Origin of the sequence: Planococcus notacanthi, assembly GCF_030407825.1 — a bacterium.
Classification (GTDB): domain Bacteria; phylum Bacillota; class Bacilli; order Bacillales_A; family Planococcaceae; genus Planococcus; species Planococcus notacanthi.
Map to the genome: position 1 here is coordinate 196472 of NZ_JASDCQ010000001.1, position 25266 is coordinate 221737.

Consider the following 25266-nt stretch of genomic DNA (forward strand, 5'->3'; position numbering starts at 1 on the left):
TCGTTAAATGAAATATTCCAGATAGATGACTTCATTCTTAATGGAAGGATGCTGTTTCAAATAAAGCAGCAGGGCTTCAATCAAAAAATCCTGTGGTTCTGTTTGGCCGATTTGTTCTTTCAGCAAATCCAGTGAAGCCAGCAACTTATCGGGATTCGTTTCAGATGCTTTAATCTTCTCAGAGATTTGCATCAGGAGTTGCTCGATTGTTTCTGCAGAGGAATGTGCTTCAGCCAATACAGGTTCCATCGCCGCTAAATTATTTACAACGGCATCGATGGCAGCTGTGATGAAATTGGCGAGTTTGGAGATTTGCACTTGTTTCTTGTCCATCAACAAGGTGATGATGTATTGCTGCATCAGACCTTCAAGCACCGTCACCAAATCGGGAAGGAACGGCTCGATCTCCATGCCGTATGTATCCAACAAAATGGTTTTATGCAATGTGATGGTCGACTGCCGCAATTCCCCGAATAAGGCACTCAGCTTGTCACTGTCGCTGAGCGGCATGTCCTTGAACACCATCATGAAAAATTCCTGATTGGAGAGAGTGCGTTCAATTTCAATGGCCAGTTTCTTCTTGAAGACATCCTTGGAATCTGAACCAGGTACTTGCTCGTAATTGGCGATTTCCGTCGAGATTTCTTCGTGGTGCTGTTTTAGAATTTCGATGAACATGTTTTCCTTCGAATCGAAATGTTTATAAAAAGCTCCTTTGGAAATTCCAGCGGCTTGTGCCACTTCCTGAACAGAAGTTTGATGAAAGCCTTTTGAAGAAAACAGGTGCACAGCCTGTTTCATAATCTCAGTTCTTTTGTCCATTCAAGCCCTCCTAAACCAATCAGTCACATATAGTGACCGGTCAGTCACCTGTTTCAGATTATAGTTTCCACCTATTAATGTCAATTTGAAGAGCTTCGAATGATGTGACAATTTCTTGTCTGGTGATGATGTAAATGACGACTTTATTGCGAATGAAGGTTTAAAAATTTTAGAACGTTTTTATATTGAAATTTCTGTACTGAATTAAAGGACTGTCAGGACGAATAGAGAATAATACAGTTATTGGCTCGATTCGTTCAAAGAGGAGAGGGTTGGATGGGGCAGAAGTATATCAGTGAACCATTTGTGGAAGAACGTGCAGAGCAGCCATATGTCGGAATTCCTATTGTGGCGGGGCTATCGGAATGGGACGAAGTCAACGGCCTGGTTGGTGAACTATTCGACTGGCTGAAGAAGAGAGGCATCAAACCGGCAGGAGCTCCATTTTTTCGATATTGGTGTATGGGAGATTCTGAGGGCAAGTACAAGATGGAAGTTGGAGTGCCGGTCAAGCGCATGGTGTCGGTAGATGAACGTGTAGTGGCAAGTTATATTCCGGGCGGTTCCTATGTAAGAGCTTTGCATAAAGGGCATCCCGATGAGTTGGAAAAATCTCTTGATGCCCTGGAACAATGGGCACTACGTGAAGGGTTGGACATCGATAAACGTTGGGAAGGCGAAGATGAAATATGGAACGGCCGTTTCGAATTTTACGTAACCGATCCCGAAACGGAACCCGACTTGAACAAATGGGCAATTGAAATCGCATTTCTGCTCATGCGCGACGACGCTGCATAGGCGAAATGAAAAGTACTTCTCTTTAGATTGGCATTTTTAGCCGGAATAATGAGAAGTGCTTTTTTCGATAGAGTAAAATTAGCTCATTGCAAATATGCAGTAAAAGCATTTTTCCAATGTATGTAAAACAGCCTTTTTTTTGGAGTAAGATAGAAAAAGAAGGTTCATTTAAAAAAGGAGAGATAAGATGTTTGTATCCTTTGGAATTATTACAGCAATCGTTGGTATTGTAGCTGTCGCAAGTTATTCGGAAACACGAAAAAAGGTTAACGCGAAAAATGGAAATCGGGAATTGTTTTTGCTGACGAAGGATGAATTTGTCAAAAAACAACAGACCTTAGAATTGGATTTTATAAAAGAGACGGATTCTGCTGCTCGAAATCATGCGCAACAGTTGGAAGATGCCTATCCACTGGATTATCAAGTGAATATCTACAATCGAATGGTTAAGGAGACAAAGTATAGCCAGGAAACTATCCTGGAATTGATGTTTGAGCAGAAACGTTTTCTTCTTATGGCGTCTATTCTGAAAAAAGTGCCGATGTTCTCAAAAGCCGTAGACGAAGTGTGGCATCAGCAATTGATGTTCACCAATCAATATAAGCATTTCACAGAAAATTTTGCTGGACAATTTATTCATCATGCCCCAAATGTGGATGGTGTAGATGGAGCCGATGATAAGTTCTTGTTCGATATGATGTACAAAAAACTATTCCTTGAGAAACCTTCTTCGGTCAAATCATGGGGCACTCCATTTTATGCAAACATGCCAAGCGAAGAGTTTATGGCTGAATGGAGAGACACAGACATCGATCAACTCGAAGGCCGGTACTTTTTTGCCAGGCCTGAAACTCGGCGACTGGTTCAAGGAATGGTTCGGAGCATAAAGGAGGATATCCAGGCTGCAGGCAACAAAGGGAAATTCGAGCAGTTTCTCCAAAAGCAGACTCGCATCTCTGCAAACTCCTATCCCACACCGGGAACTGCAAATGAGCTGACGCTTCCTTACGTATTTTGGGCGGCGAACAGTGATGGCACAACGTATGCTGAATCTCTGGGAATAGCAAAAACACAAAGAAAAATCAAGCTGGATTCCGATGCGGAAAATCCAGGTTTTCTCAGCAATCTTTTGGACAGCCCTAAAAACTCAAGAGATCCTTGGTGTGCTGCTGAATCAACTGATTCTGGCGGCTCCGACAGCGGCCATTCCTGCGGAAGCAGCTGCGGCGGCGGATCTGATTGAAAGGGATAATGTTTTCTAGAAGAAAGACACCTCTCTCTGCATTGGCATATCCCAATGCAGAGAGAGGTGTCTTTCTTCTTTCAGTGCTTGTTTCTTTCACGGACGTTTGAATAATAGTAGATCATCTCGTACATACGGCTGCGCTGTTTTTGCAGGATGCCGATGGAGACATTGACTTCTGTTGAAACATTGAATTCATCGAAAATGATGCGGGTTCTGGTTGGGGCTATGATTTCAAGGCGGTAATGGTGGTTGAAAATCCAAACGCAGTCAGGGTGATCCGGAGACTTTGTGGGATAGGCGGCCAAACCATCTTCTGAGATGAGAAGTGTTGTTTTTTTATGTTGTTTAAGATTATGCCGCGTGGCTTTTACGCGGCCTTCGTATGTAGAAGCAAACATCATACAGGCCTGATCAATCAAGGTCAAAACAGAATCGCGGGAATAAAAAACGCCGTCTTTAGTGACGATTTTTGACTTTCTTTCTGTTTCGAAATAACTTTCCACAAACAACACTGATCGATCAATTAAATTCTCATCATACTTCTTCACTGGCACAAGCTCCCCTTTCTCAACACATGAAAATTCTACCATTCGCTACTTTATCAGGCAATCTATTTTTTGAAAATAAAAACTCTTTTGATAATGGATGTGAACAAACTATTTGTTTCCTCAAGACAAACAGTATTTTTGAACGCAAAAAGATAGGAAACAGCGATTGGCTGCTTCTTACAATCTGAACTATTCTGGATTCACCCGGGAATCAACGAACGTTCAGAAGGAAAAGACGATGAAAGATTTTGAAGAAGTAGCGGTACAATATGCTCCAATGATTTCTGCTTTGATCCGAAAGCTCCATATTTACCGCGATTACGACACTTTTCGCCAAATCGGCAATATCGCCTTATGGCAAGCATGGCAGCGTTTCGAAGATTCAAAAGGAAACTTCACTCCTTTTGCTTATCGCAGCATTCAAGGAGCGATGCTGGATGAACTGAAACGGGAGACCAAAAGAAACGAACGCGGAAGCTGTACAGACAACGGAGTTAGAGAAAAAGCAGAAGAAACAGTGATAGAGGAATTACCGGAATGGCTGGAAGTAAACCAATTGACTGCACATGAAAAGTGGCTCCTCGATGCTCTTTTCGTAAAAGGGTTCAGTCTTCCGGAATTGGCCGAACTTGAAAAGATTTCGTTGGCCGGAATGAAAAAGAGGCGCGAGCGGCTATTGAAAAAACTGAAGGTTACAACGCAACATCCGTTCAAACAATAGAAGACATCTGCTGGCTTCCGGATTCATGCAGAAAGGGGTGGTAGGGAGGAACAGCGAATTGTATAATGAAGGACGCAGCAAAAAAGAAATGGAGATGACATACATGGAAGAAATGATGACGGGCATGATCAATAACATCTTTTTCATCATCTTTCCGATTGTCGTCTATCAGATGTTTGCAACAGCAGGCCAGCGAAACTTTTTCGTCAGCCACCGCGTGACCATGACCATTCTTTTCTCGATTTCCATCATATTATGCATGATGTTCCCTTATCAGTTTCTGACAGACCAATACATTTTTGATCTAAGGCAAGTACCTATGATTGTAGGGGCCTTGTATGGAGGGCCTGTAGTTTCAGGCATCTTGTTTCTGGTTTCTTCAATTGGCCGGATAATCATTGGTGGAGATGGGATGTACATTGCCATCCTGAATCAATTCGTTATTGCGGCTGGAGTGCCGTTTCTGCGTCCTCTGTATATGCGGATAAATCGCCTCGGCAAAATTGCATTAGTGTTCTGCATTTCAATTGCTTCGCTCTTATTCAATATGTTTGCGGGCGCGTTCTTTTTTGGGGACCCACTGCATGACATTATTGGGATTTGGGTGATGCTGATGCTCAATCAAGGCACCATCATTGTCTTGACGGCTTTATTGATTGAGCATATGCAACGTCAGGAATACATGTACAATGCTATGCTGAAGCATGAAAAAATGGAGACAGTCAGCCATTTTGCCGCGGCCGTTTCCCATGAATTGCGAAACCCTTTGCAGAGCATCAAAGGCTTTATCCAGTTGATGCATGAATATGAATACAGCCGTGAAAAACAACTGGAGTTTCATCAGACCATATTAGAAGAAATCATTACGGCAGAAGATCTGATCGATGATTATTTGGTCTATGCGAAACCGACCTACGGACAACTAGAGCCGATTACGGTTTCTCCAGAAGTCCATCATGTACTGAAAATCATGGCGCCTTATGCTAATGGAAAAGATGTCGTCATGCAGATGATAGAGATGGACGAACATGCAAGGATTCTGGTCGATCGGCAGAAATTCCAGCAGGCCTTGGTCAATATCATCCGAAACGGCATTGAGGCGATGCCTGAAGGAGGAACGTTGGCCGTATCCGTCAAATCGTCTCCTGCCAAAGTGTGGATCGAAGTGGCCGACGAGGGCGTCGGTATGACAAAAGAAGAAGTGAAACGCTTAGGAGAACCTTATTTTTCGAATAAAATCAAAGGAACAGGACTTGGAATGATGGTTACCTACAGCATAATCAGCCAAATGAATGGAGAAGTTCTGGTGGATTCCGAAAAAGGAAAAGGCACTGAATTCACGCTGGAATTTCCGAATATAGCATCGGTGAGCAAATAAAAAGGAGCTGTCTAGAAAGTAAGTTTTAGGTAGTGACCCTTAAAGTTAGAGTTTTATTTATACAGCTAATTGGGTGGCATATGTCCGGTATTGCACCGGGCTCATGCCACCCAATTTTTGTTTAATACGTTCGTTGTGGTAATAGGTTATGTATTGTTGGATCCGCTGTTTTAATTCTTCGTATGATGCCAATTCTTCTCCATAATACATCTCCTGCTTCAGGAGACCGAAGAGGTTTTCCATGGCTGCGTTATCGGGCCCAGGTCTCTTTTCGGGACATGCTTTGGAAGACAATGAATCGAATGAAACACATGGAATCGTTCAAAAAAAAGCTGTCCTTTTGTCATGAAAAATGACTTTTGGGACAGCCTTTTTTATTTATTTATTCATTAACTGCCGGACAAAAGGCAGGACGGATTGTTCTTTCAGTTTGGCTTCGAACATGATGTCCGCATCGGTTCCGCGGAGCAGGGCCAGTAATTCATTAAAGTCCGTTTCGGAAACGAGATCATGATGGCGGAGATCCGTGAATCCTTCTTTTCCTGTGCTGATATGGATTTTAGGCGTACCGTAACCTTTCCAGGTCTCAAGGATTTCAGCGTAGTCGACGGGATTCCCGTCATTATTGCAGTTATGGTGATGAATATCAAAGCAAATCGGTACTCCGCATATCTTATTGACATCCAGGACATCTCTCACTGTAAAAGTTTTATCGTCATTTTCTAGACGCAAACGCTGGCGGATGCTTGGAGACAACGCCAAATAGGCTTCCGCGAATCGTTGTTTTGCCGCTTCTTTGTCTCCATAAGCTCCTCCGGTATGGAGAATGATGTCGGAGCCCCCAAGCAATTGAATCAGTTTATCGTGGTATTCGAGATCCTCGATTGATTTCCGGACCACTTCGGGCTTCGGCGAATTGAGAACCGTGTATTGTCCGGGATGAACCGATACCCTCATGGTATTTTCTTCTACAATTGTACGGATTTCATCTGTGATCGTCAGGACATCCGAATCTTCCCACCAAATCCAATCGTTTATCGGATGGGTAGAGAGTGGAACGATTGAACTGGAAGCCCGGTAAAAGAAAATATCGTGCTCCAGATTCCACCGGAGGATTTCTAAGGTAGTCTCCAGATTTTTCATGGTCAATTCTTTTATTTTTCCTGTCCCTTCCGCTTCCGCAGTTGCGACACGCAAAGTTCTGAAGATAGTTTTCAATTCAGTGTTCATACAGGCATAACCTAATTTCATCTAAATTCAACTCCTTGCTTTTCTATACCCTTCCAGCACCGATTGCATTCCTTCCTTTCGGGTATATTATATAGAAATGATTCAATAGGAGGAATTGAAATGACTGCAGAAATCACCCGCACTGAAAAAGGTTATCTTGCCACATTTGACCGGAAGCTGTCGCATGACATCGAAAAAGTTTGGCAGATGCTGACGGATAATGACAAGATTCATCAATGGTTCGCTGGATTGCAGATAGAAGAGCCGGGAAAAGGAGGACACCTCTCGTTTGATATGGGAAACGGTCATTTTGAAAAAATGTCGATTACGGATTTTGAGACGGAAAGCCAATTGGGTTTTGAGTGGGGCGAAGACCATGTCCTGTTTGAGCTTACTCCCGAAGATGGAGAAACCCACCTGCGTATGCTGGAGAGCATTCCAGCTTTAACAGACCATACACCAAGGGATTTGGCTGGCTGGCATGTTTGTTTGGATGTTCTTGAGGCACTGCTTAATAAAGAAAGTATTGAACGGACGTTGGAGTGGGAGCATTGGTATCCCGAATACAAGCGATTGGTTGACAGCATGAGTGTTTAACGATGATTGATCGCAGCTTCTAAAGATAATACAAGATGCATGAGGCAGATAGCTTTCTAAAAGCCAGCTATCTGTCTTTTATCTTTGCAATTCTTGATAACCTACCAGTTTAACAAAAATATTCTTGTTAAAATAGATAAATTCTTACTGATTTATTCCTGTACTCTACCAGTTATCCTTGTTGTTTTTACTCATTGCCGCTTGTATATTTTGTTGAAGCAGTTTCATATTTCGGTGGCAATCAATTAAAAATTCGAAGACAATGAGTTCAGTAAAATGAGGAGGTATTCAGCACATGAAAAAAAGAGGATGGGCAATTATGGCATTACTTGTGGTTTTCCTGGTAGCAGCCGGTTTTGCAGGCACAAAAGCAGCCAATGACAAGAAGTCTGCAGCAAAAGGGGAACGACATGACATTTCTGAGATTATTCCATCTAAAGCCAAATGGGAAAAGGTGGTTACAGGAGATGGCGGGTTTATGGAAGGCATCAACTTTGACCGTGACGGCAAGATTTGGATGGTCAGCCCCATGTCAGGAGAACTTTTGGCAGTGGAAGATGGAGAAGTCGAATTCGTTAAGGAATATCCAGGTCCGGTAGGAGCGAAGTTCCATAATGACGGCCGCCTGTTCATCACCGATATCAGTGGAGTGATCCACGCATACGATCCGGAAACAGGGGACAGTAAAGTGGTCATCAGCACATATCAAGGAGAACCGTTAAACGGCTTGAATGACTTGGTATTTGATCAAGATGGCGGCTTGTATTTTACGGAACCAATGGGTTCAAGTGCCACCAATCCAGTCGGACGAGTCTTTTATGTTCCTGCGGACAGTACAGAACCTGAATTATTCGCTGAAAAAATCGCCTATCCGAATGGCGTCGCAATTTCAGCGGATGGATTGCGTGTCTACATATCAGAATTCGCCAAAAATAGAGTACTTGCTATTCCGGCCAAAAATGCACCACCATCACCTGAAACTCCGTTTATTTTCGGACAGTACGAAGGAGGAATCGGTCCCGATGGTTTAGCGGTTGATGACAAAGGGAATTTGTATATCGCACATTTCCAGGCTGGTGAAATTGTCGTTCAAGATGCAAGCGGATTTAGTTATGGCACAATTCGTCTTCCGGAAGGCGCAGGAACCTTCACAACGAATCTGACATTCCAGGACGGTTATCTGTATGTCACTGAATCCTCCAAAAATGAAGTATGGCGAATTCAAGTGAAAGAAAACGGATTGCCATTGTACGGAGCGCAATAAAGAATTTCAACCAACGGTGAGTTGCTAATTCTTATCAAAACCGATCAGTAGCTGATTCAGAAATGCGTATAACGTAAAGCCGAATAGAAACTGCTGAACAAATTTACGAACCAGAAAAGTAAAAGAAACCCGGCATCCTTTCAAAATAAGGTTGCCGGGTTTCTGTATATTTCAACCGAAATCTGTTACTGGGTTTTCTGCTCAATTTTGAATTCAAAAAAACTGTCTTCCTGAAATTTGCCTTTTTCGTAATTTCGTTCTGCAAAGGTAAGCGTGCCATCATGCGAAAACAAGACTACGGTTGCAGCGCGTGTTCCGTAATCAGGTGTTTGAATGAACATAGGAGACAGCATACGTTCCAAATCCAAACCAACTCCAGTGTCTGGAAGATGCGTATCGGGTGCATGTTCCGTATCAGATAGAATGGCGAAAAGCTCTTCCAAATCCGCTTCTTTGGATTGTGCCATATAAGAAGACAGCTTTTCCTTTCCTTTTGTCACTTTTGGCCAAGGCGTATTAAGAAAATGGTTGCTGAGTCCATGAGTTCCAGGAGGAATTTCGTAAGACTCATGCTGAATATTGTTGTAATAAAGCAATCGGTCAGAATCGCCCAAAATAATATTGAACCCAGCGTATTGTGTTGGATCGATGGACGTTACATAATCTTTAGGAGAATCGGTACTGGCTAAAAAGTTTTTGACTACTGCGCCTCTCGATATGGCGCCTGCTTCGAGATTGGTTGGATCCCGAAAATTTGTCAAAGCTGCAAAACGTCCATGTTTGGTAACTCCCAGCCATGTGCCCATTCCAGTCAAGTCGCGGCCAGCTAAAATATGGGGCTCGTCATCCCAGAACCGGGCAGATGCAGCGGGACGGCCGTAAAACTCGTCTCGATTTGCAGCAACAATCAGTTTGTATTTTGGATGGTTCCGAAACTGTAGGTTGATCAGGCACATAACTTATCCCCTTTGTTATTTTTATCCGTTAGTAAAGCTTCCGCTGTCCAAAAAGTTCACCAGCCTTAAAAGTCCGATTGGAACAACTTTACTCAATGGCCAGTGACTGCTGTGTAAAGTTTCTCTCATTATATACAATGAACGGTTGCGTTAACAGAAAGAGGTACCGGCATTTAAAATTATTCTATCAAGAAGATGGAATGGTTAGAAATTGAAATGAACATTCATCATCTACAAAATCTATAACGCAGAATGACCTATTTTTTAAGAATGAAATTAGTTCTAAAGTTTTAAATGGAAGTATTTTCTGCTACACTGTTAAAAGAGTTTTTACTATAGTTGGAGAGCTTAAAGAGGATCAGGAGGATGGACATAATGAACGAAGCGGCTTCATTGTCTTTTGCACAGGTATTGATGGAAGGCATTAAAGAAATGGTGTTTGTCATAAAAGTGATTGAGCAGGATTCTTTCATTTACGAATTTTTTAATACGGCAGTGATGGAAAAAACCTCTTTGACTTCTCTTTCGATTGGCAGGACATTTCATGAAGTCCATTCTTCAAAGCTGGCGAGTTTTTTACAGGAAAAGTATAGGGGAGCAGTCCAAAGCAGACAATGTGTGGTCTATGAAGATTCTTTCTATTCTGCTGGGAAGCAACTATTTTATTCAAAAACCCACCTGACTCCGCTTTTCGATGAGACAGGAAAATGTACTCATGTTGTAAGTTTAGTAAAAGATGTAACAGGTGAAAAAGCAACTGAATTGAAAAACAATGGAATACGTGAACGCTTGGAAGAAAATAGTGCACGATACAGGGCTTTATACGAAAGCAATGCGGCTGCAATTTTTACAGTGGATTTAAAAGGCGATATTACCGGTGGTAATCCGACAGCCCGACAGTTAAGCGGCTACTTGATGAAGGAGATAGTTGGAAGAAACTTTGTTGATTTTGTTTTTTCAGAAGATCGACTACTTGCAGAACAGCATTTTCTGGCTGCTGTCGAGGGTAAATTTAAAGACGCGCGCCTGAACTTCACTTCGAAATCTTCGGAAATTATGGGTTGTTTGATTAAATTTATTCCAATTAGTCCGAAAGGTAAAATTACTGGCTTTTATATGGTTGTCAAAGATATGACAGAATTGGATAAAGTGGCAAGCCTTTATGAAGCTGGCGAAAAGAACTTTCAGATCATTGCGGAAAATGTTCATGATGTCATTGTATTGATGGATCATCAAAAAGCTTATCTGTATTTGTCTCCTTCTATTGAAAGCATATATGGCTATCAGGCAAGCCACATTATCGGCCAAAAGCCATTTTATAATGTCCATCCGGAAGATGTGCCGGCCATAACACTGGCCTTTGATGAAGCCGCAAAGAGCGGTGCCACTTATCTGCTGCAGCTTCGCCTTTTGCATAAAGACAGAGGATGGGTGTGGTCGGAACTAAACGGTACTCCTGTATATGATGAGAAAAAGAGGTTCAAGCACATGGTAATGGTTGCGCGGGATATCTCCCTGCAAAAAGAATATGAGAATCAGCTAATGCATTTTGCTTATTTCGATTCTTTGACTGAACTGCCCAATCGCCGTTATTTTCAGGAATATGCAGCAGAGCAAATGGAAATCCATGATAAAACGCAAAAAAGTTTAGCAGTGATGATTCTGGACATTGATGATTTTAAAGAAATCAACGATCAATGGGGCCATGAAATTGGTGATGCAGTTATCCAGGAATTTGGTTATCGGTTGAGCACCTGCATCCATAGAGCGAATATGGCTGCCCGTCTGGGTGGGGATGAGTTTGTGGTTTTAGTAGCAAATGCAGAAGGACAGGAACAAGTGGCTAATGTGGCTGCCAGCATTTATCAAACAATGGAAAAACCTTTTAATGTGAAGGATTTATCCTTACAGGTTTCCATCAGTATGGGAATCGCCTTTTCATTGGATGAAAAAATAACAATTTCAGCCATGATGAAACGGGCGGACATGGCCATGTATAAAGCTAAAACCAGGAAAAAAATTCATTTCAAGTAAGCCCAACATGAGCAGCCTTTGCTCATGTTTTTTTATGATGAAATAATAAAGGGTTAAATTAAGTAAAATTATTGGTAAAATTAGTAGATCATAGATAATGTTTGAATTTTCGGAATTAAAATGAGTTTTCTTTTTCTAAGGAAAATGTTATGATTCTGTTAAATCATACATCCTATTAAAAATCCATAAATTGGTTTCTATACTAATTAAATTTACCTTAAGAGATGATACAAACGTGCATAATTAACTATAGATTTGCTGGAGTCGGCAATGGTTAAGGAATTTATTGATTTATCTCTCTTCTCTGTCCACTGGCCGTAAAAGCCCGATTGGATGGACTAACACTCAGTGGGGAAAAAACTCCCACTGAGTGAAGTTTCTCTTTACCCCGCATTAACGGTCAGTAAGACTTCCGCTTCGCGAAAGTCTACTGGCCGTAAAAGCCCGATTGGATGGACTAACACTCAGGGGGGAAAAAACTCCCACTGAGTGAAGTTTCTCTTTACTGAATAACTGAGGTGAAAAAGATGAAAGAGTCCTTAATGAAAATTTTTATGGTCATCAGCCTGAGCTGCATATTGGGAATCTCTTTCTTTTTTTACAGCAGTCAATATACAATCGCAGTTGACGGTGAAACAGAAACGATCCATTTGAGTTCTGATGTGGATGAACTTTTATTGACGGATGAACTTCGGATTTTAAAAGATTTGGAAGGCGATTTGCGGATTGATGATCTAGTGGAGCCCCCTTACAGTTGGAAGTTTATTTCAAATGAAGAAGAAGTGCCGAATGGCGGGTTGGCTAAAGATGTGTATTGGTTGAGCTTTACGGTGAAAAGCCAGTCAGAGGATCGGGACTGGTTGCTGGAATTGGCAAATCCATCTATTGATGAAGCCATTCTTTACTCGCCGGTTCCGACAGGTGAATACACTAGTGAAAAAATTGAGAAAGGCATTTCAAGATCAACGGAAACACATCCTCATCATCATTTAATTTTCGATTTGAGTTTATCGGAGGCGGAAGCAAGTACATACTTTTTGCGTGTGGAGTCAAAAGGTACTAAGTACATGCCATTGACGATTTGGGAACACGGTGCATTTGAAGAGCATTCCCGACAAATCACTGCATGGATCGGGCTATTCAGCGGAGTAAGCCTCATCTTTTTTTGGTGCTGTATCCAGTGGTTTCTCAAATATAGACAAAAAAACTTTCTGTATCTCCTGTTGTTGTCTATTTCATTTATTTTAGTGTCCTCAACCTGGTCCAATTTCAGTTTTGCCTACATATGGTCAAACTTGGAATGGTGGAACAGACAAACTGTCGCCGTATTGATTGGAGCAGCCAGTATTCTGTTATTGGTTGTTACGCGTGAACTGTTTGCAGAAAGACTCAAAGCCTCTCGCTATTTCACTATTATTAAAGCAATGATAGTTTTAGCCTTGTCTTCAATAGTGCTTTCTTTCTTTTTCTATCCCATCGCTGCATTGCTGCTGTATGTAGTGGCTCTTCTGTCTGCCGGTGTTTCTTTTTCAATCGCTTTTTATGCTTGGAACGAAGGGGAACGATATGCCGGCCTGTATGCGATTGCTCAATCTTTTTTGGCAGTGGCTGTTTCAACAGCCTTTTTAACTGCCGCTGCGATTATTCCTTATTTGAATATCCTCCATTATGCAATTTATTTCTTTAGTGGAATGGGTCTCTTATATGCAGCAAAGGCATTGCTCGAGAAAGAACATATTGGTTTTAAAAAATTAGGGGAACTGGAGCGCCAGAAAAATGATCGGCAACAGTCAGAAGCGGAAATGCTGAAACATGCTAATAAGCAAAAAGATGAGCTGCTGGCATATACATCGGCAGGCCTGAAAATACCTCTTGAGGACAGGGATGGAATTGCGCGATCCCTTCAAGAAACAACGGAAGGGACAAAGTCTTTTGCAACGGCGAGTCAATTGAATGAATGGGTGGCAAGTGGAGAAAATATGGCACATTTGGTCAATAGTGTTGAGGATCTTTCCAAAAAGGAGCGAGATTCTGAAACGGGGCAAGTTGAAGCAGGTATTAGGGAGCTTTCTGTTTCCAAATTGGCGGCTTCCATGTTGAAACAGCAAGAAACAAAACAAACGTTGAATATCCTTATTATTGATTCAAAAGAGACCAATCGGTTGGCACTTTTGCAGCAATTGGGTTCAGGTGGTTACCGAGGAATTGGCGCAGAAGATGGCCAAGCTGCTTTGCGCATATTGGCAGAAAACGCAGTCGATCTGATTGTAATGGATGGCAATTTGTACGATATAACAAGTGACGAGTTATGCCGACAGATCCGCGGCGAATTTACATTGACGGAGTTGCCGATTTTGATGTTATCGGATGAAGATGGACTAGATGAGAAAAAGGATGCTTTCAAAGCGGGTGCCAACGATTTTCTGGTGAAGCCTTGTGACAAAGAAGAGTTTATGCTGCGCGTTGAGACATTGGCGAATATGCGCAGGCTGACCCAGGAAATGGCCAACTTAAATCATTTTCTGGAACGCAATGTCCAGGAAAGGACAATGGCATTGGAAGTCACCAATAAAAATTTGCTGACAGTCAATGATGAAATCCTGGAAATTGAGAAATCCAGAAACGAAATGCTGTCTGCAATTTCACATGAACTGGGTACACCCATTACACTGATCCATAGCTATATCCAAGCGGTTAAGGAAAGTTTGATTGAAGAAAACAATCCGCGCTATTTGGATATGATCCATAAAAAACTATTGCTTCTGGAACGCCTGACAGAAGATCTTGTAGAACTGACGAAATACAAGTCTGGCAATATGACCTTGCGATTCGAGCAACATGAGCTGCAGCCATGGACAGAGCGGCTCGTCGATTCGTTGGCATCTGATGTCATTCAAAGCGGGCGGGAATTCAAATTCCACGGCACAGAAAATCCGGATGGAATCAATCAAGCTTATCTTGCGATCGACTTGGACCGGATTGATCAGGTCATTTCCAATATTCTCTGGAATGCCGTTAAGCATACGTCTTCAGAAGAAGGGCGGATTGAGCTGTCTCTGGAGCTGCTTGCCCAAAACAATGATCATGCTTTATTGGCTGAAGAGGATTTTGATGGAGAACTGGTCATTCGGATTTCTGATAACGGGCGGGGCATCAAGAAAGAGGCATTGCCGCATATATTTGACCGGTTTTACAAAATCGATAGTTCTACGAGCTACAAAGGGAGCGGGCTTGGGCTCGCAATTGCTAAAGAAATCATTTTGGCCCATAAAGGGCAGATATGGGCGGACAGCAAAGAAGGCAAAGGGAGTGTTCTGATTATTGTATTGCCGCTGGTTCTGCATTAACGAACAGGAGGAAAACAGATGACTGCTGCTACAGTGTTGATTGTCGAGGATGATGAAGGAATACGCGAATTGATGCGATTGTTCTTGCTGAAGAAAGGGTATGGCGTCATTCAGGCTGAAAATGGTCTACAGGCTTTGGATATGCTGGAAAGCGAGAGGCCGGACCTGATTTTACTGGACGTGGAAATGCCGGGCATGAATGGTTTGGAAGTATGTGAGAAAATCCGCTTGAAAACGACTTTGCCGATTTTGTTCGTCAGCTATCGTAAAGAGCTGGTCTATAAAATTCAGGGATTGGAAGCGGGCGGCGACGATTACATCACCAAGCCGTTTGATTTCAACGAACTGGAAGCCCGTATACGTGCCATTCTGCGAAGAAACGGCTGGAAGAACGATGAGGAAGACGGGCTGACAATCCTGAAATATAAAGATCTGCATATTCATGTGGATGCGCGCGAATTGTATATAGAAGGGGCTCAGGTAAAGCTCTACCATAAAGAATTTCAATTGCTGCTGCTATTGGCCCAAACGCCAAACCGTGTATGGACGGCAGAGCAGTTATATGACCAGGTATGGGGCTATTATTCAGAAGGTGATGTGCAGACAGTCAAAGTCCATATCAGCAACTTGAGGAGAAAGATTGAGAAAGATCCTGCTAACCCGGTTTATATCCAGACGGTTAGAGGGTTCGGCTACAAATTCATATGGGAATGAAAAGCATTCGGCTGTTACTGGCTGAATGCTTTTTATTTTGCCGTTTAAGTGGCAGGGGCAAAGAGCGTTAATTTGTTGGCTGCAACAGTACAATGGCTTTTAAGTTATTTTATAGTCTTTTAAGCCTTATTTAAAATAGTGCCCTGTGATTAATAACCTGGTTTATTCCCTTATTTATTATTTTACTGATTATTGATTATCTGAATTGGTTCTTAATGCCTTTATTTTTTAAAGTTTTCTCTTTTATTAGAATTTTTAGATTACTTAACTTGTTTTTAACCTTCAAGTTTTACGATGAAAATAACAAAGGATAAACCTTAGGAGGATTTGATTATGGAAAGCACATTCAATTTGAATAAATTCCTGAAAGCAATGGCAAAAAGAAAAATGTTGATCATCCTAGTAACACTGGCTTTTATTGTTATTAGTGCGGTTGCCAGTTATACCGTGATGAAACCGGTCTATCAGGCGACAACGCAGATTTTAATCAACCAAAACACAGCAAGCAGCCAGGATTTCGATAGTCTGGATATCGACACCAATCTTCAATTGATCGGAACCTATAATGTCATTATCAAAAGCCCGGCGATTCTAGCCAATGTCATCGAGGAGTTACAGTTGAAAGATACGATTTCCTCCTTAACGGAACGCATTACGGTCAATAACATCGAAAGCTCACAAGTCGTTACCTTATCAGTGGAAGATTCTTCGATGGAACAGGCTGTGTTGATTGCGAATACAACAGCACAGGTCTTCCAAAAGGAAATCCAAACGATGATGAATGTGGACAACGTCAGTGTTCTTGCTGCAGCAGAAGCTGCTGCAAACCCAAAACCGATTCGCCCGGACCCTGTTTTTAACATGGCAATCGGAGCGGTGGCCGGACTGGTTTTCGGTATGGCCATCACGCTGATCCTGGATCAATTGAATACAACGGTCCGAACAGAAGAAGATATTGAAGAAATCCAGGGGCTTCAAGTTTTGGGGATTGTCAGTCCTGTAGACAGCAATTTGAAAATGGAAAAACCATTAAATCTAACAGAGAGATTGGAGAAGGATATACATGCAGGCAATGAACAAGACAAAAAGGTTAATGCCGCGAAAATTGGTGGCTCGTACTAATCCACAATCGATTACTGCTGAACAATACCGAACGATTCGGACCAATATCAATTTCTCGACACCTGGTTTGGATTCGAAAGTCATCTTGTTCACATCTGCTTCAAAAGAAGAAGGGAAATCGACAACAGCGGCAAATATGGCAATCGTATTTGCCGAAACCGGAAAAAGAGTCTTGTTGATCGATGCCGATATGCGGCGGCCGACTTTGTACCGGACGTTCCAATTAGGGAACAACACCGGCCTGTCTAATCTCTTGCTGAGAAAAGGGCAGTTGAAACATTCGGTAAAAGCGAGTGGGGTTCCAAACTTGGATTTGCTGATGAGCGGACAAATTCCGCCAAACCCGGCGGAATTGCTGGAGTCCGATGCATTGGAGGAGTTGCTGGAAGAAATGCGCGGTCAGTACGATTATATCCTTTTTGATTCACCGCCGATCCTGTCAGTAACCGACTCCAAGATTTTAGCGAATAAATGCGATGGCACAGTTTTGGTAGTGAATACAGGGAAATCAGAGAAAGTCAGCGTTGAAAAAGCTCGTGACTCTTTGGCTACAGCGAAAGCATTCATTCTCGGAGTTGTCCTGAACAATTATCCGCTCAACAAGGAAAACTATTATTACCATAATTACAACGACTAAGCTGTTGATCAGAAAGGGCGAGCGTAAATGGAGATGTACAAACACCGTGCACTTGAAATTCTTCATCGTTCACTGATCCCTTTCCTTGTTGTTTTTCGCCAATTTCGTATCTTTGTTTCGAATGGATTTGAAAGTATTGAAGAAAAGCTGGAACTGGTAGCTTTGCCGACAGCTTCACATCTGACTGGAAAAAGCGTTTTGGTTACTGGAGCAGGGGGATTTGTCGGCTCCAAAATTGCCCGTCAGCTGATTCAATATCAGCCTTCCTGCATTCTGCTGCTTGGACATGGACCGCAATCCATTTATTCAGTTGAATATGAGCTAAGAAAGTTGATGGTAGGGAATATTGAAATCATACCGATTGTTCTGGATGTTCAAGATAAAAAAAAGATCTATTCCATTATTGGGCGCTACAAGCCAGACATCATCTACCATACAGATGGGCACCGGCAACTAGATATAACAGAAGACGATTCATCTATCACTCTACATGGGGCTGTCTTTGCTGCCAATAACATTGCGGAAGCTGCTAACCGTTACCAAATTAAGCGTTTTGTGATGATTTCTACTGAGTTGGCTGAAAAGCCGCGAAATCTCATGGAAGCTGAAAAACGCTTGTCTGAAATGGTTGTTGAGAGTATTTCATTGACCAGTTTGACTCGGTACATCATTGTGCGTTTGCCGGAAGATGGAATGTCTGCTAAGTCGAAGAAGCTTTATAGTCCGAGTGACACAAAAATAGCAGATGCTCAGCTGGTGCAGCGTATTCTGCAAACGGACAGCCAAGCGCCAGCATCTGATTTATACGGCTTGAAGAAGACCGATTCAAGCCCATCTAGAGGACTTAGCCAAATTGAAATGGCCAGATTCCTGAAACAATTGAAAACAGCCACGGAGAATGAAGCGCGTCAGTTGGTCATATCTTTTCTGAAGCGTTAAACACGAAAGGGTGAAATTAATGGAGCCAGAAAAACATCACAATGAATTTCGTTTTGAAGAAGAGTTGCGTGAATTAGGTAGGGATCTGACGTTTCAAAATGACGATATGATCAAGCAGCATCCTTTTTTGAATAAGATTTATCCGTATGCACTGAATACCATCCACTTGGTCACGTATTGTGAAAACAATACAATTTCATTGTTGTCGGCCAGTCTGGAAATCGGCACGGTTGAAAGCGTCAGTGGATTTGCCGATGAAATTGGCGGCATTTCATGCGGAGTGGACCATCAGGGGAATTTAAAGCCATATGCTTATAATCTGAATACATTGGAGAAGATTTATAAGCATCCACAAACACGTTTTGTGTTTGCGGGCAGCCAAATCCCTCATTTTGACAGGCTAAAGTCTTTTGCCATCAATTTGCATATCGACAACAAAGCCGATGACGTAATTTCTTGGAAGCTGGCCTTAAATGCTAAAGGTCATCCAATTTTAATCACTTCTCTAAAAGAAAAAGAAAACTTGCTCTAACTGCCTAATAAACAGAACTGATTTCAGTCAGGAATAAGAAGCGAGTGAAGGGGGATAGTCGTCAGCATGTTACATAATCTGAAAATAGCTGTAGTCGGATTGGGGTATGTCGGCTTGCCTGTAGCAGCCGCCTTTAACCGGAAATATCCTGTCACTGGTTATGACATCGATGAAAAAAGAATTCAAGCACTAACCATCGGATTGGATAAAACGAATGAAATAAGCCGTGAGGAGTTTCTGGACTCCACTCTTGTTTTTACAGCCGATCCAGCGGATTTGAAAGATGCCGGGTTTATTATCATCGCTGTGCCCACTTCTTTCGACAGGCACAAGCTGCCCGATTTAACGGCTTTGCAGGAAGCCAGCAAATGTGTCGGGCAGCATATGAAAAAAGGAGCGGTTGTGGTTTATGAATCGACTGTGCCGCCGGGAGTGACAGAGGAAGTCTGCATTCCGATACTGGAGAAATACTCGGGCTACGAAAGCGGTAAAGAATTTTTTGTCGGTTATTCTCCGGCACGGGTTCTGGCTGGGAATAAAAAGTATAGTTTTACAAAAATGAAAAAAGTAGTGGCGGGACAAAACGAGGAAGTAACGGAATTTTTGGCGCAAGTTTATGGCAGTGTGGTTACAGGCGGTATTTATCAGGCACCCTCAATCCGTGTGGCTGAAACTGCCAAGTTAATTGAAAATATCCAGCTTGATGTCAATGTGGCATTGATGAACGAACTTGCTTTGATTTGCGGTCGCTTAAATATTGATACGCAAGAAGTGCTTGAAACTGCGGGCAGCAGAATTGGTTTTGTGAAAGCTGCTCCGGATTTGGTCGGAGGACAGGGAATCGAGTTGGCTCCTTTATACTTGGCGAACAAAGCAGAATCTGTCGGCCACAGTTCCGAAGTCATTTTATCCGGCCGCAATATCAACGAAGGCATGGGGCGGTACATTGCCCAAACATTGATCAAAAAAATGATTCAGGACAATATCAGCATAGCTGATGGCCGCGTGACAATATTGGGGCTTTCATCTAAAGAAGATGTTCCCGATCTCCGCAATTCCAAAGTTGCTGATATCGTACAGGAACTCAGGGAATACGGCATTGAAATACAATTGGCCGACCCCTACGCTTCCACTGAAGATACAGCAAGCCATTATCAACTGGAACTCCTCACCCACCGGCAGTTGAAGCCCGCCCACGCAGTTATTTTGGCAGTTCCGCATAAACTCTATAAAGAAGCTGGTTGGAAACAGTTTGAAGGATTATTGATTGGTCAGCAAGGCATTGTCTTCGATGTCAAAAGTATACTTGATCCTAAAAAGAAACCGGAAAAAGTCCAGCTATGGCGTTTATGAAGTATTAAGTAATGGAAAAAAGCTTATGGCGTATCTAACTTCACATCAAAAACCACCTGTTGATGCAGGTGGTTTTTTGATGTAAAAAAAAGATTTTGAATCTGTCGTGGACGTTCTTTTTACAATGGGAATTTTCTGTTAAGTTCTCATTGATTTCTAATATAGGTCTCATAAGGCTCTCAGAATCAGCCTCTACAATAGAGTTTATAAAGTTAGTAATTAAACATAAGAAAAGGAGGCGGAAGGCTTGGCTATTGAGATATTCTGCAGAAAAGAACAGAAATACCTAATCAGCAGACAACAGTATGAGCGGTTGGTTGAAGAATTAGGTGAGTACATGCGGAATGACAGAAATGGAAAGGATGGAAAGTACTCAGTCAACAGCCTGTATTTTGAAAATGAAGAAAAACAGATTTACTTTGAAACGAAGAATAAACTGCAGTATCGCCAAAAGCTTCGTCTGCGGGTGTACGGAAAGACAGACCTTACTGGAACGGCTTTTTTTGAAGTAAAACAAAAGCATAATAATGTTGTCAACAAGCGCAGGCTGATTGTGCCTCTTGCAGAAGCTTATCGTTATTTGGAAAAAAACGGCGAACAAGAATTAGATCAATTCAACGTATCCAATCCACAGGTGCTGAAAGAAATCGACTACTTCCGGAAATATTATCAGTTGCAGCCAGAAATGATTGTCAGCTACGATCGCCATGCCTTGCATGGAATTGATGATCCTGATTTGCGTCTCACCTTCGATTTTAATCTCAGATGCCGCAATGAGGATCTGCGGCTGGAGAATGGGGGATATGGGGATTATTTTATCGATCCGAACCTGGTGGTGCTTGAAGTAAAGGTGGACCACAGTGTGCCCTTATGGTTGGCTCGAATTCTGCAGCGGCTTGATTGTGAGCAGCGCAGCGCTTCAAAGTTTTGCACAAGTACAGAATTGCTGGGGGATGAGAAATTTTCCTTGGAAACCGAATTCAAAATGTAAATAGGAGGAGATCAATATGGCAACTATTACAGAACTTTTTCAATTCAACCCCGAAACCGGTGAGTCCACCATTTGGATGAGCTTTGCAGCAATGGCGATTGCATTGATTCTGAGCTTGATCATCACGACAGTCTATCAGCACACGTTTAATGGAGAAAGTTATTCACAGGATTTTGTACACACAATTATTATGATGAGTGTGGTCGTTTCAGTAGTCATGAACGTAGTGAGCGGCAATGCAGGCGTTGCATTCGGATTATTTGCAGTCTTCTCCCTTATCCGTTTCCGCAGTGCTGTTACGAACGCCAAGGACATCGCATATATCTTCTTCGGCCTTTGTGTGGGAATGACATGCGGGCTGTTTCAATTCCAACTGGCTATTCTCTTGACGTTATTTGCTTCAGCGGTCTTTTATTTCCTATTTAAAACCAATTACGCAAAAGGGCGCGATACACAAATTTTGAAAGTTACAGTTCCTGAAAACTTGAATCATGAAAAGCTGCTCGATGATATTCTGAAAGACAAGACGGTCGATCATCAATTGCGCCAGGTGGAAACAACCAACTTGGGCACAATGATTCTGTATACGTTTTCCATCCGCAGCAAGCCCGATACCAAAGACCATGAACTGCTCGATCTGATTCGGGAGCGCAATGCCAACTTGAAAGTTTCCTTGTCTTATCTGCAGCCGAAGGAAATGTAGGGTCTAGTCCGGGGATACTTCTCCGGACTGTTTTTATGGAGCGGGGGAAGGGTATGGAACAGTATAGAACTGAAGGAGGGCGTAGCTATGGAAATTGTGGCGAAAAGAGACTTGCTGAAGGACCGTTATGGGAATTATTATATGGTGTCTTATGCTTCCAAAAAGTCGTTGACAATTGTCAATGCCGCTATGTACCATGCGTTCAATCAAATGCTGAACGAAGAACTGGTTGCCAAGGTGAAAGCGAAGTATCCGAATGATGTGGCTTGTGGGAAATATTTTGCCGACCTTGTCCATGAGCAAGTAAAAGAGATGAACCGTCCTGGGAACCCTGGAAACATTTACGACATTGAAGATGTAAAAAAAGAATATGATCTGCATATGAAACCGCTCTATGACGATTCATTTCATTTATCGTAAAGCTTCATATTTTTGACTGCCTGCCCTGAGAAAGGGCAGGCTTTTTTTGCGCAAAAACGGGTAGGTTAAAGTTGGGGATTGAAAAGGCCCTGCAAATGATGTATTTGTCTCCTGATTGGGGCAGGGTTGGAGAAAATCATCAAAAAGGCTAAGTACTTTTCTGCTATAGGGTATTGGAAATCCGAGCAGTTGCTGCTACTGGAGTGTTAGCGCTTACAGGGAGATAAGAATACTATTGAAAAAGGAAATAGGGCTTTATTGCTTTATCCGCCTAAAGTCTGAAAAATATAAGAATTGTCCGAAAACTCTTTCAATTATTCAAATACTCTTTATAATAAACAATTATGAACAAAGGGAGATGAGGCATATGTCTAAACTGAAAAACGACTCGTTGCAATTGCATCGGACGCATCAAGGGAAATTGGAGATTCGGTCGAAAGTGGCAGTGGAAAACGAAAGGGACCTGAGCCTCGCTTATTCTCCAGGAGTTGCTGAACCTTGTCGGGAGATCGCGGCAGATCCAGCAAAAGTTCATGACTATACCATGAAAAGCAATATGGTCGCAGTGGTTACAGACGGCACAGCAGTTCTGGGACTTGGCAATATAGGGCCGCTTGCAGCATTGCCTGTCATGGAAGGGAAAGCTATATTGTTCAAAGAGTTTGCCGGTGTGGACGCATTTCCGATCTGTCTGGATACAACAGATGCAGAAACCATCATCCAAACAGTGAAGTTGCTTGAACCAGGTTTCGGCGGCGTCAATCTTGAAGATATTTCAGCCCCTACTTGTTTTGTAGTGGAAGAGCGCCTGAAAAAGGAAATGGGCATTCCTGTGTTTCATGATGATCAGCACGGTACCGCGATCGTCACCTTGGCTGGCTTGATCAATGCATTGAAATTGGTCGGCAAAGACGTTCCGGAAACCCGAATTGTGGTGAACGGTGCAGGAGCGGCTGGAATTGCGATCGTGAAATTGCTGAGCAAATTCGGTTTCGGGCATGTGATCATGTGCGACACAAAAGGTGCCATTTTTAAAGGGCGCAAAAACGGCATGAATCCATTTAAAGAAGAAGTGGCTGAAATGAGCAATTATGAACGCAAAGAAGGTTTATTGGCAGATGTGATTCAAGGAGCGGACGTTTTTATCGGTGTTTCTGCAGAAGGCGCATTGACTCAGGAAATGGTGGAAACCATGAACAATGATGCCATCATCTTTGCAATGGCCAACCCTAATCCTGAAATCCTTCCGCATTTGGCTAAACAGGCTGGAGCAAGAGTTGTTGGAACAGGGCGTTCCGACTTCCCGAACCAGGTCAATAACGTATTAGCCTTCCCAGGGCTCTTTAGAGGGGCGTTGGATGTTTTGGCTACGGATATCAACGATGCAATGAAAATCGCTGCTGTAGAAGCAATAGCCGGCTTGTTGGAGACGCACGAGCTGCATGAAGAGTATGTCATACCGAAACCATTTGATTTGCGTGTGGCTTCAGCGGTTGCAGCCGCGGTTGCTAAAGCGGCAATCGAAACAGGCGTTGCCCGGAAAACAATTGAAACGGATGATCTGCAGCAAAAGACAGCAAGCTTATCGGCAGCCGGAGAATAATGCACTATATAATAGAAGAAACTCATTCGCTTTTATTCCAGCGAATGAGTTTTTTTGTGCAGAATTTGGATGAACGACTACAAATTCATTTGAACGTTCACAACCCGTAACGCGCTTATTAGAAGACAGAAAAAGCCCTTTGCCGCGCGGCAAAGGGCTGCTTCATAAGATCTTATCCGAAAATCTCTTCAGATACTTCCACGATGTATTTCAATTTGTCCCATTGCTGTTGTTCTGTCAATTCGTTGCCGTGGTGTGTAGAAGCGAAACCGCATTGCGGGCTGATGCACAATTGCTCAAGCGGCACAAACTCGGCAGCCTCTGCAACGCGGGCTTTGATGGATTCTTTGTCTTCCAGTTCGCCGTTTTTTGAGGTAAAGACGCCCAGAACGACTTTTGCGCCACCGGCAGGAATGTGTTCAAGCGGCTTAAAGGAGCCGGAACGGTCATCGTCGTATTCGAGGAAGAATCCGTCCACATTTTCATTTGCGAAAATTGTCGGAGCAATCAAAGCATAGCTGCCTTCAAAAGCCCACTTCGATTTGTAATTTCCGCGGCATAGATGAGTCGTCACTGTCAGATCTTCAGGTTTTCCTTCCAACGCTCTATTGGTTACGCGCAATGCCAGATCGATCAAGTAATCGCGGGAGTGGTCACCTTCACTGAAAGGGATTTCCGGTGAAGAAAGGCCGGCAATATAAACGTCGTCAATTTGCAGGTAACGGACACCTGCTTTGTAGAAGGCCTGAAACGCATCGCGGTAAACTTGAATAATGGCTTGTGCGTATTCTTCAATGTCCGGATAAATTGCAGCATTGCGAATTCCCGCATTAAAGAATTGGTTGGGGCTCGGAATCGTTAATTTTGGAACAGCTCTGCCGTCAACAATGTCTTTCAATTCAAGGAAATCCTGGATGAACGGGTGATCAGGATCAAATGAAATCTCCCCGATATTCCGGACATCATAGCGCTCTGTTTCTTCACCGGCAAACTGGTAACCTGATTCCGGCACATAGCCTTCAAAGCCATTGATATGTTCCATGAAATCCAGATGCCACCAAGTACGTCTAAACTCGCCGTCTGTAACGGCTTTTAATCCGACCTCGATTTGTTTCTCGACAATATGTTGGATTTCTTTCGTTTCGATTTCCCGCAGCTCTTGTGCCGAAATCGTCCCGGCTTTGAAATCTTCTCTTGCTTTATGTAAGGAAGCCGGACGCAGCAGGCTTCCTACGTGATCGGCCTTGAATGGGGCAGTAATCGTTTGAGTCGTTGTCATGTCTGTATTCCTTCTTTCTCTAATAGTATTTT

At 42.7% G+C, this 25266-nt stretch carries 23 protein-coding genes and 1 pseudogene; 18 read left to right on the top strand and 6 right to left on the bottom strand.

Annotated elements, in window-relative coordinates:
* Positions 1 to 3: 3 nt before the first annotated feature.
* Positions 4 to 822, bottom strand: a complete 819-nt coding sequence (locus QMA01_RS00815) for a TetR/AcrR family transcriptional regulator (RefSeq protein ID WP_290214111.1) — start codon at positions 820 to 822, stop codon at positions 4 to 6.
* Positions 823 to 1098: 276 nt separating this feature from the next.
* Here QMA01_RS00815 and QMA01_RS00820 point away from each other — a divergent pair, with 276 nt between their 5' ends.
* Positions 1099 to 1620: a GyrI-like domain-containing protein gene (locus tag QMA01_RS00820; protein WP_290214112.1), complete on the top strand. Its 522-nt coding sequence runs from the start codon at positions 1099 to 1101 to the stop codon at positions 1618 to 1620.
* Positions 1621 to 1807: 187 nt separating this feature from the next.
* Positions 1808 to 2863 (top strand): glycine-rich domain-containing protein, encoded by a 1056-nt coding sequence (locus QMA01_RS00825; protein WP_290214113.1) that lies wholly within the window; start codon positions 1808 to 1810, stop codon positions 2861 to 2863.
* Between the two features lie 80 nt (positions 2864 to 2943).
* Here QMA01_RS00825 and QMA01_RS00830 read toward each other — a convergent pair whose 3' ends face one another.
* Positions 2944 to 3414: a competence protein ComK gene (locus tag QMA01_RS00830; protein WP_290214114.1), complete on the bottom strand. Its 471-nt coding sequence runs from the start codon at positions 3412 to 3414 to the stop codon at positions 2944 to 2946.
* 238 nt (positions 3415 to 3652) lie between these two features.
* On the opposite strand from QMA01_RS00830, the gene QMA01_RS00835 reads away from it, so the two are divergent.
* On the top strand, positions 3653 to 4135 hold the full coding sequence (locus tag QMA01_RS00835) for a sigma-70 family RNA polymerase sigma factor (RefSeq protein ID WP_203339230.1): 483 nt from the start codon (positions 3653 to 3655) through the stop codon (positions 4133 to 4135).
* Between the two features lie 58 nt (positions 4136 to 4193).
* Positions 4194 to 5513: an ATP-binding protein gene (locus tag QMA01_RS00840; protein WP_290214115.1), complete on the top strand. Its 1320-nt coding sequence runs from the start codon at positions 4194 to 4196 to the stop codon at positions 5511 to 5513.
* Between the two features lie 57 nt (positions 5514 to 5570).
* On the opposite strand, the pseudogene QMA01_RS00845 reads toward QMA01_RS00840, so the two are convergent.
* Together QMA01_RS00845 and uvsE are read right to left on the bottom strand one after the other, a co-directional pair.
* Positions 5571 to 5805 (bottom strand): annotated as a pseudogene (locus tag QMA01_RS00845) (IS3 family transposase); the annotation flags it as partial.
* Between the two features lie 86 nt (positions 5806 to 5891).
* Entirely contained in the window at positions 5892 to 6764 is an 873-nt protein-coding gene (uvsE, locus tag QMA01_RS00850) for a UV DNA damage repair endonuclease UvsE (protein WP_290184295.1), read from the bottom strand.
* A gap of 99 nt (positions 6765 to 6863) precedes the next feature.
* Between uvsE and QMA01_RS00855 the strand changes: the two genes are divergently transcribed.
* Together QMA01_RS00855 and QMA01_RS00860 are read left to right on the top strand one after the other, a co-directional pair.
* Positions 6864 to 7340, top strand: a complete 477-nt coding sequence (locus QMA01_RS00855) for an SRPBCC family protein (RefSeq protein WP_290184296.1) — start codon at positions 6864 to 6866, stop codon at positions 7338 to 7340.
* Between the two features lie 295 nt (positions 7341 to 7635).
* Positions 7636 to 8604, top strand: a complete 969-nt coding sequence (locus QMA01_RS00860) for an SMP-30/gluconolactonase/LRE family protein (protein WP_290214116.1) — start codon at positions 7636 to 7638, stop codon at positions 8602 to 8604.
* Between the two features lie 185 nt (positions 8605 to 8789).
* On the opposite strand, the gene QMA01_RS00865 is transcribed toward QMA01_RS00860, so the two are convergent.
* Positions 8790 to 9560: an NRDE family protein gene (locus QMA01_RS00865; RefSeq protein ID WP_191713766.1), complete on the bottom strand. Its 771-nt coding sequence runs from the start codon at positions 9558 to 9560 to the stop codon at positions 8790 to 8792.
* Between the two features lie 414 nt (positions 9561 to 9974).
* On the opposite strand from QMA01_RS00865, the gene QMA01_RS00870 reads away from it, so the two are divergent.
* The 12 genes from QMA01_RS00870 to QMA01_RS00925 all read left to right on the top strand — a co-directional run bounded on the left by QMA01_RS00870 (position 9975) and on the right by QMA01_RS00925 (position 23955).
* The gene (locus tag QMA01_RS00870) at positions 9975 to 11594 is read left to right on the top strand and encodes a sensor domain-containing protein (RefSeq protein WP_290214117.1); all 1620 of its coding nucleotides are present in this window, start codon (positions 9975 to 9977) and stop codon (positions 11592 to 11594) included.
* A 542-nt stretch (positions 11595 to 12136) separates the two neighbouring features.
* Positions 12137 to 14941 (top strand): ATP-binding protein, encoded by a 2805-nt coding sequence (locus QMA01_RS00875; protein ID WP_290214118.1) that lies wholly within the window; start codon positions 12137 to 12139, stop codon positions 14939 to 14941.
* Positions 14942 to 14959: 18 nt separating this feature from the next.
* Positions 14960 to 15655, top strand: coding sequence for a response regulator transcription factor (locus QMA01_RS00880; RefSeq protein ID WP_191713768.1), 696 nt, complete (start codon positions 14960 to 14962; stop codon positions 15653 to 15655).
* A 333-nt stretch (positions 15656 to 15988) separates the two neighbouring features.
* Positions 15989 to 16777 (top strand): YveK family protein, encoded by a 789-nt coding sequence (locus tag QMA01_RS00885; RefSeq protein ID WP_290214119.1) that lies wholly within the window; start codon positions 15989 to 15991, stop codon positions 16775 to 16777.
* Complete coding sequence (locus QMA01_RS00890; RefSeq protein ID WP_290184307.1) at positions 16719 to 17414, top strand: CpsD/CapB family tyrosine-protein kinase; 696 nt, start codon at positions 16719 to 16721, stop codon at positions 17412 to 17414. Before QMA01_RS00885 ends, QMA01_RS00890 begins: the two co-directional genes overlap by 59 nt.
* A 27-nt stretch (positions 17415 to 17441) precedes the next feature.
* Complete coding sequence (locus QMA01_RS00895; RefSeq protein ID WP_290184309.1) at positions 17442 to 18353, top strand: polysaccharide biosynthesis protein; 912 nt, start codon at positions 17442 to 17444, stop codon at positions 18351 to 18353.
* A 19-nt stretch (positions 18354 to 18372) separates the two neighbouring features.
* Positions 18373 to 18885 (top strand): sugar-transfer associated ATP-grasp domain-containing protein, encoded by a 513-nt coding sequence (locus QMA01_RS00900; protein ID WP_290214120.1) that lies wholly within the window; start codon positions 18373 to 18375, stop codon positions 18883 to 18885.
* 66 nt (positions 18886 to 18951) lie between these two features.
* Complete coding sequence (locus tag QMA01_RS00905) at positions 18952 to 20238, top strand: nucleotide sugar dehydrogenase (protein ID WP_290214121.1); 1287 nt, start codon at positions 18952 to 18954, stop codon at positions 20236 to 20238.
* A 247-nt stretch (positions 20239 to 20485) separates the two neighbouring features.
* Positions 20486 to 21229 carry a polyphosphate polymerase domain-containing protein gene (locus QMA01_RS00910; protein ID WP_290214122.1) on the top strand — a complete coding sequence of 248 codons (744 nt, stop codon included), beginning with the start codon at positions 20486 to 20488 and terminating at the stop codon, positions 21227 to 21229.
* Between the two features lie 16 nt (positions 21230 to 21245).
* Positions 21246 to 21932 (top strand): DUF4956 domain-containing protein, encoded by a 687-nt coding sequence (locus QMA01_RS00915; RefSeq protein ID WP_191713775.1) that lies wholly within the window; start codon positions 21246 to 21248, stop codon positions 21930 to 21932.
* An 87-nt stretch (positions 21933 to 22019) separates the two neighbouring features.
* Positions 22020 to 22352, top strand: coding sequence for a hypothetical protein (locus QMA01_RS00920; RefSeq protein ID WP_290184314.1), 333 nt, complete (start codon positions 22020 to 22022; stop codon positions 22350 to 22352).
* 367 nt (positions 22353 to 22719) lie between these two features.
* Positions 22720 to 23955: an NAD(P)-dependent malic enzyme gene (locus QMA01_RS00925; RefSeq protein ID WP_203339244.1), complete on the top strand. Its 1236-nt coding sequence runs from the start codon at positions 22720 to 22722 to the stop codon at positions 23953 to 23955.
* A 172-nt stretch (positions 23956 to 24127) separates the two neighbouring features.
* On the opposite strand, the gene QMA01_RS00930 is transcribed toward QMA01_RS00925, so the two are convergent.
* A complete protein-coding gene (locus QMA01_RS00930) occupies positions 24128 to 25234 on the bottom strand; it encodes a 5-methyltetrahydropteroyltriglutamate--homocysteine S-methyltransferase (protein WP_290214123.1) in 1107 nt (368 codons plus the stop codon).
* Positions 25235 to 25266: the final 32 nt, after the last annotated feature.

Coding starts and splice junctions, on each gene's coding strand:
- QMA01_RS00880 (WP_191713768.1), top strand. CDS start 14,960: ATGACTGCTGCTACAGTGTTGATTGTCGAGGATGATGAAGGAATACGC.
- QMA01_RS00905 (WP_290214121.1), top strand. CDS start 18,952: ATGTTACATAATCTGAAAATAGCTGTAGTCGGATTGGGGTATGTCGGC.
- QMA01_RS00875 (WP_290214118.1), top strand. CDS start 12,137: ATGAAAATTTTTATGGTCATCAGCCTGAGCTGCATATTGGGAATCTCT.
- QMA01_RS00915 (WP_191713775.1), top strand. CDS start 21,246: ATGGCAACTATTACAGAACTTTTTCAATTCAACCCCGAAACCGGTGAG.
- QMA01_RS00890 (WP_290184307.1), top strand. CDS start 16,719: ATGCAGGCAATGAACAAGACAAAAAGGTTAATGCCGCGAAAATTGGTG.
- QMA01_RS00855 (WP_290184296.1), top strand. CDS start 6,864: ATGACTGCAGAAATCACCCGCACTGAAAAAGGTTATCTTGCCACATTT.
- QMA01_RS00925 (WP_203339244.1), top strand. CDS start 22,720: ATGTCTAAACTGAAAAACGACTCGTTGCAATTGCATCGGACGCATCAA.
- QMA01_RS00865 (WP_191713766.1), bottom strand. CDS start 9,560: ATGTGCCTGATCAACCTACAGTTTCGGAACCATCCAAAATACAAACTG.
- QMA01_RS00870 (WP_290214117.1), top strand. CDS start 9,975: ATGGAAGGCATTAAAGAAATGGTGTTTGTCATAAAAGTGATTGAGCAG.
- QMA01_RS00930 (WP_290214123.1), bottom strand. CDS start 25,234: ATGACAACGACTCAAACGATTACTGCCCCATTCAAGGCCGATCACGTA.
- QMA01_RS00860 (WP_290214116.1), top strand. CDS start 7,636: ATGAAAAAAAGAGGATGGGCAATTATGGCATTACTTGTGGTTTTCCTG.
- QMA01_RS00885 (WP_290214119.1), top strand. CDS start 15,989: ATGGAAAGCACATTCAATTTGAATAAATTCCTGAAAGCAATGGCAAAA.
- QMA01_RS00895 (WP_290184309.1), top strand. CDS start 17,442: ATGGAGATGTACAAACACCGTGCACTTGAAATTCTTCATCGTTCACTG.
- QMA01_RS00900 (WP_290214120.1), top strand. CDS start 18,373: ATGGAGCCAGAAAAACATCACAATGAATTTCGTTTTGAAGAAGAGTTG.
- QMA01_RS00820 (WP_290214112.1), top strand. CDS start 1,099: ATGGGGCAGAAGTATATCAGTGAACCATTTGTGGAAGAACGTGCAGAG.
- QMA01_RS00920 (WP_290184314.1), top strand. CDS start 22,020: ATGGAAATTGTGGCGAAAAGAGACTTGCTGAAGGACCGTTATGGGAAT.
- uvsE (WP_290184295.1), bottom strand. CDS start 6,764: ATGAAATTAGGTTATGCCTGTATGAACACTGAATTGAAAACTATCTTC.
- QMA01_RS00835 (WP_203339230.1), top strand. CDS start 3,653: ATGAAAGATTTTGAAGAAGTAGCGGTACAATATGCTCCAATGATTTCT.
- QMA01_RS00825 (WP_290214113.1), top strand. CDS start 1,808: ATGTTTGTATCCTTTGGAATTATTACAGCAATCGTTGGTATTGTAGCT.
- QMA01_RS00815 (WP_290214111.1), bottom strand. CDS start 822: ATGGACAAAAGAACTGAGATTATGAAACAGGCTGTGCACCTGTTTTCT.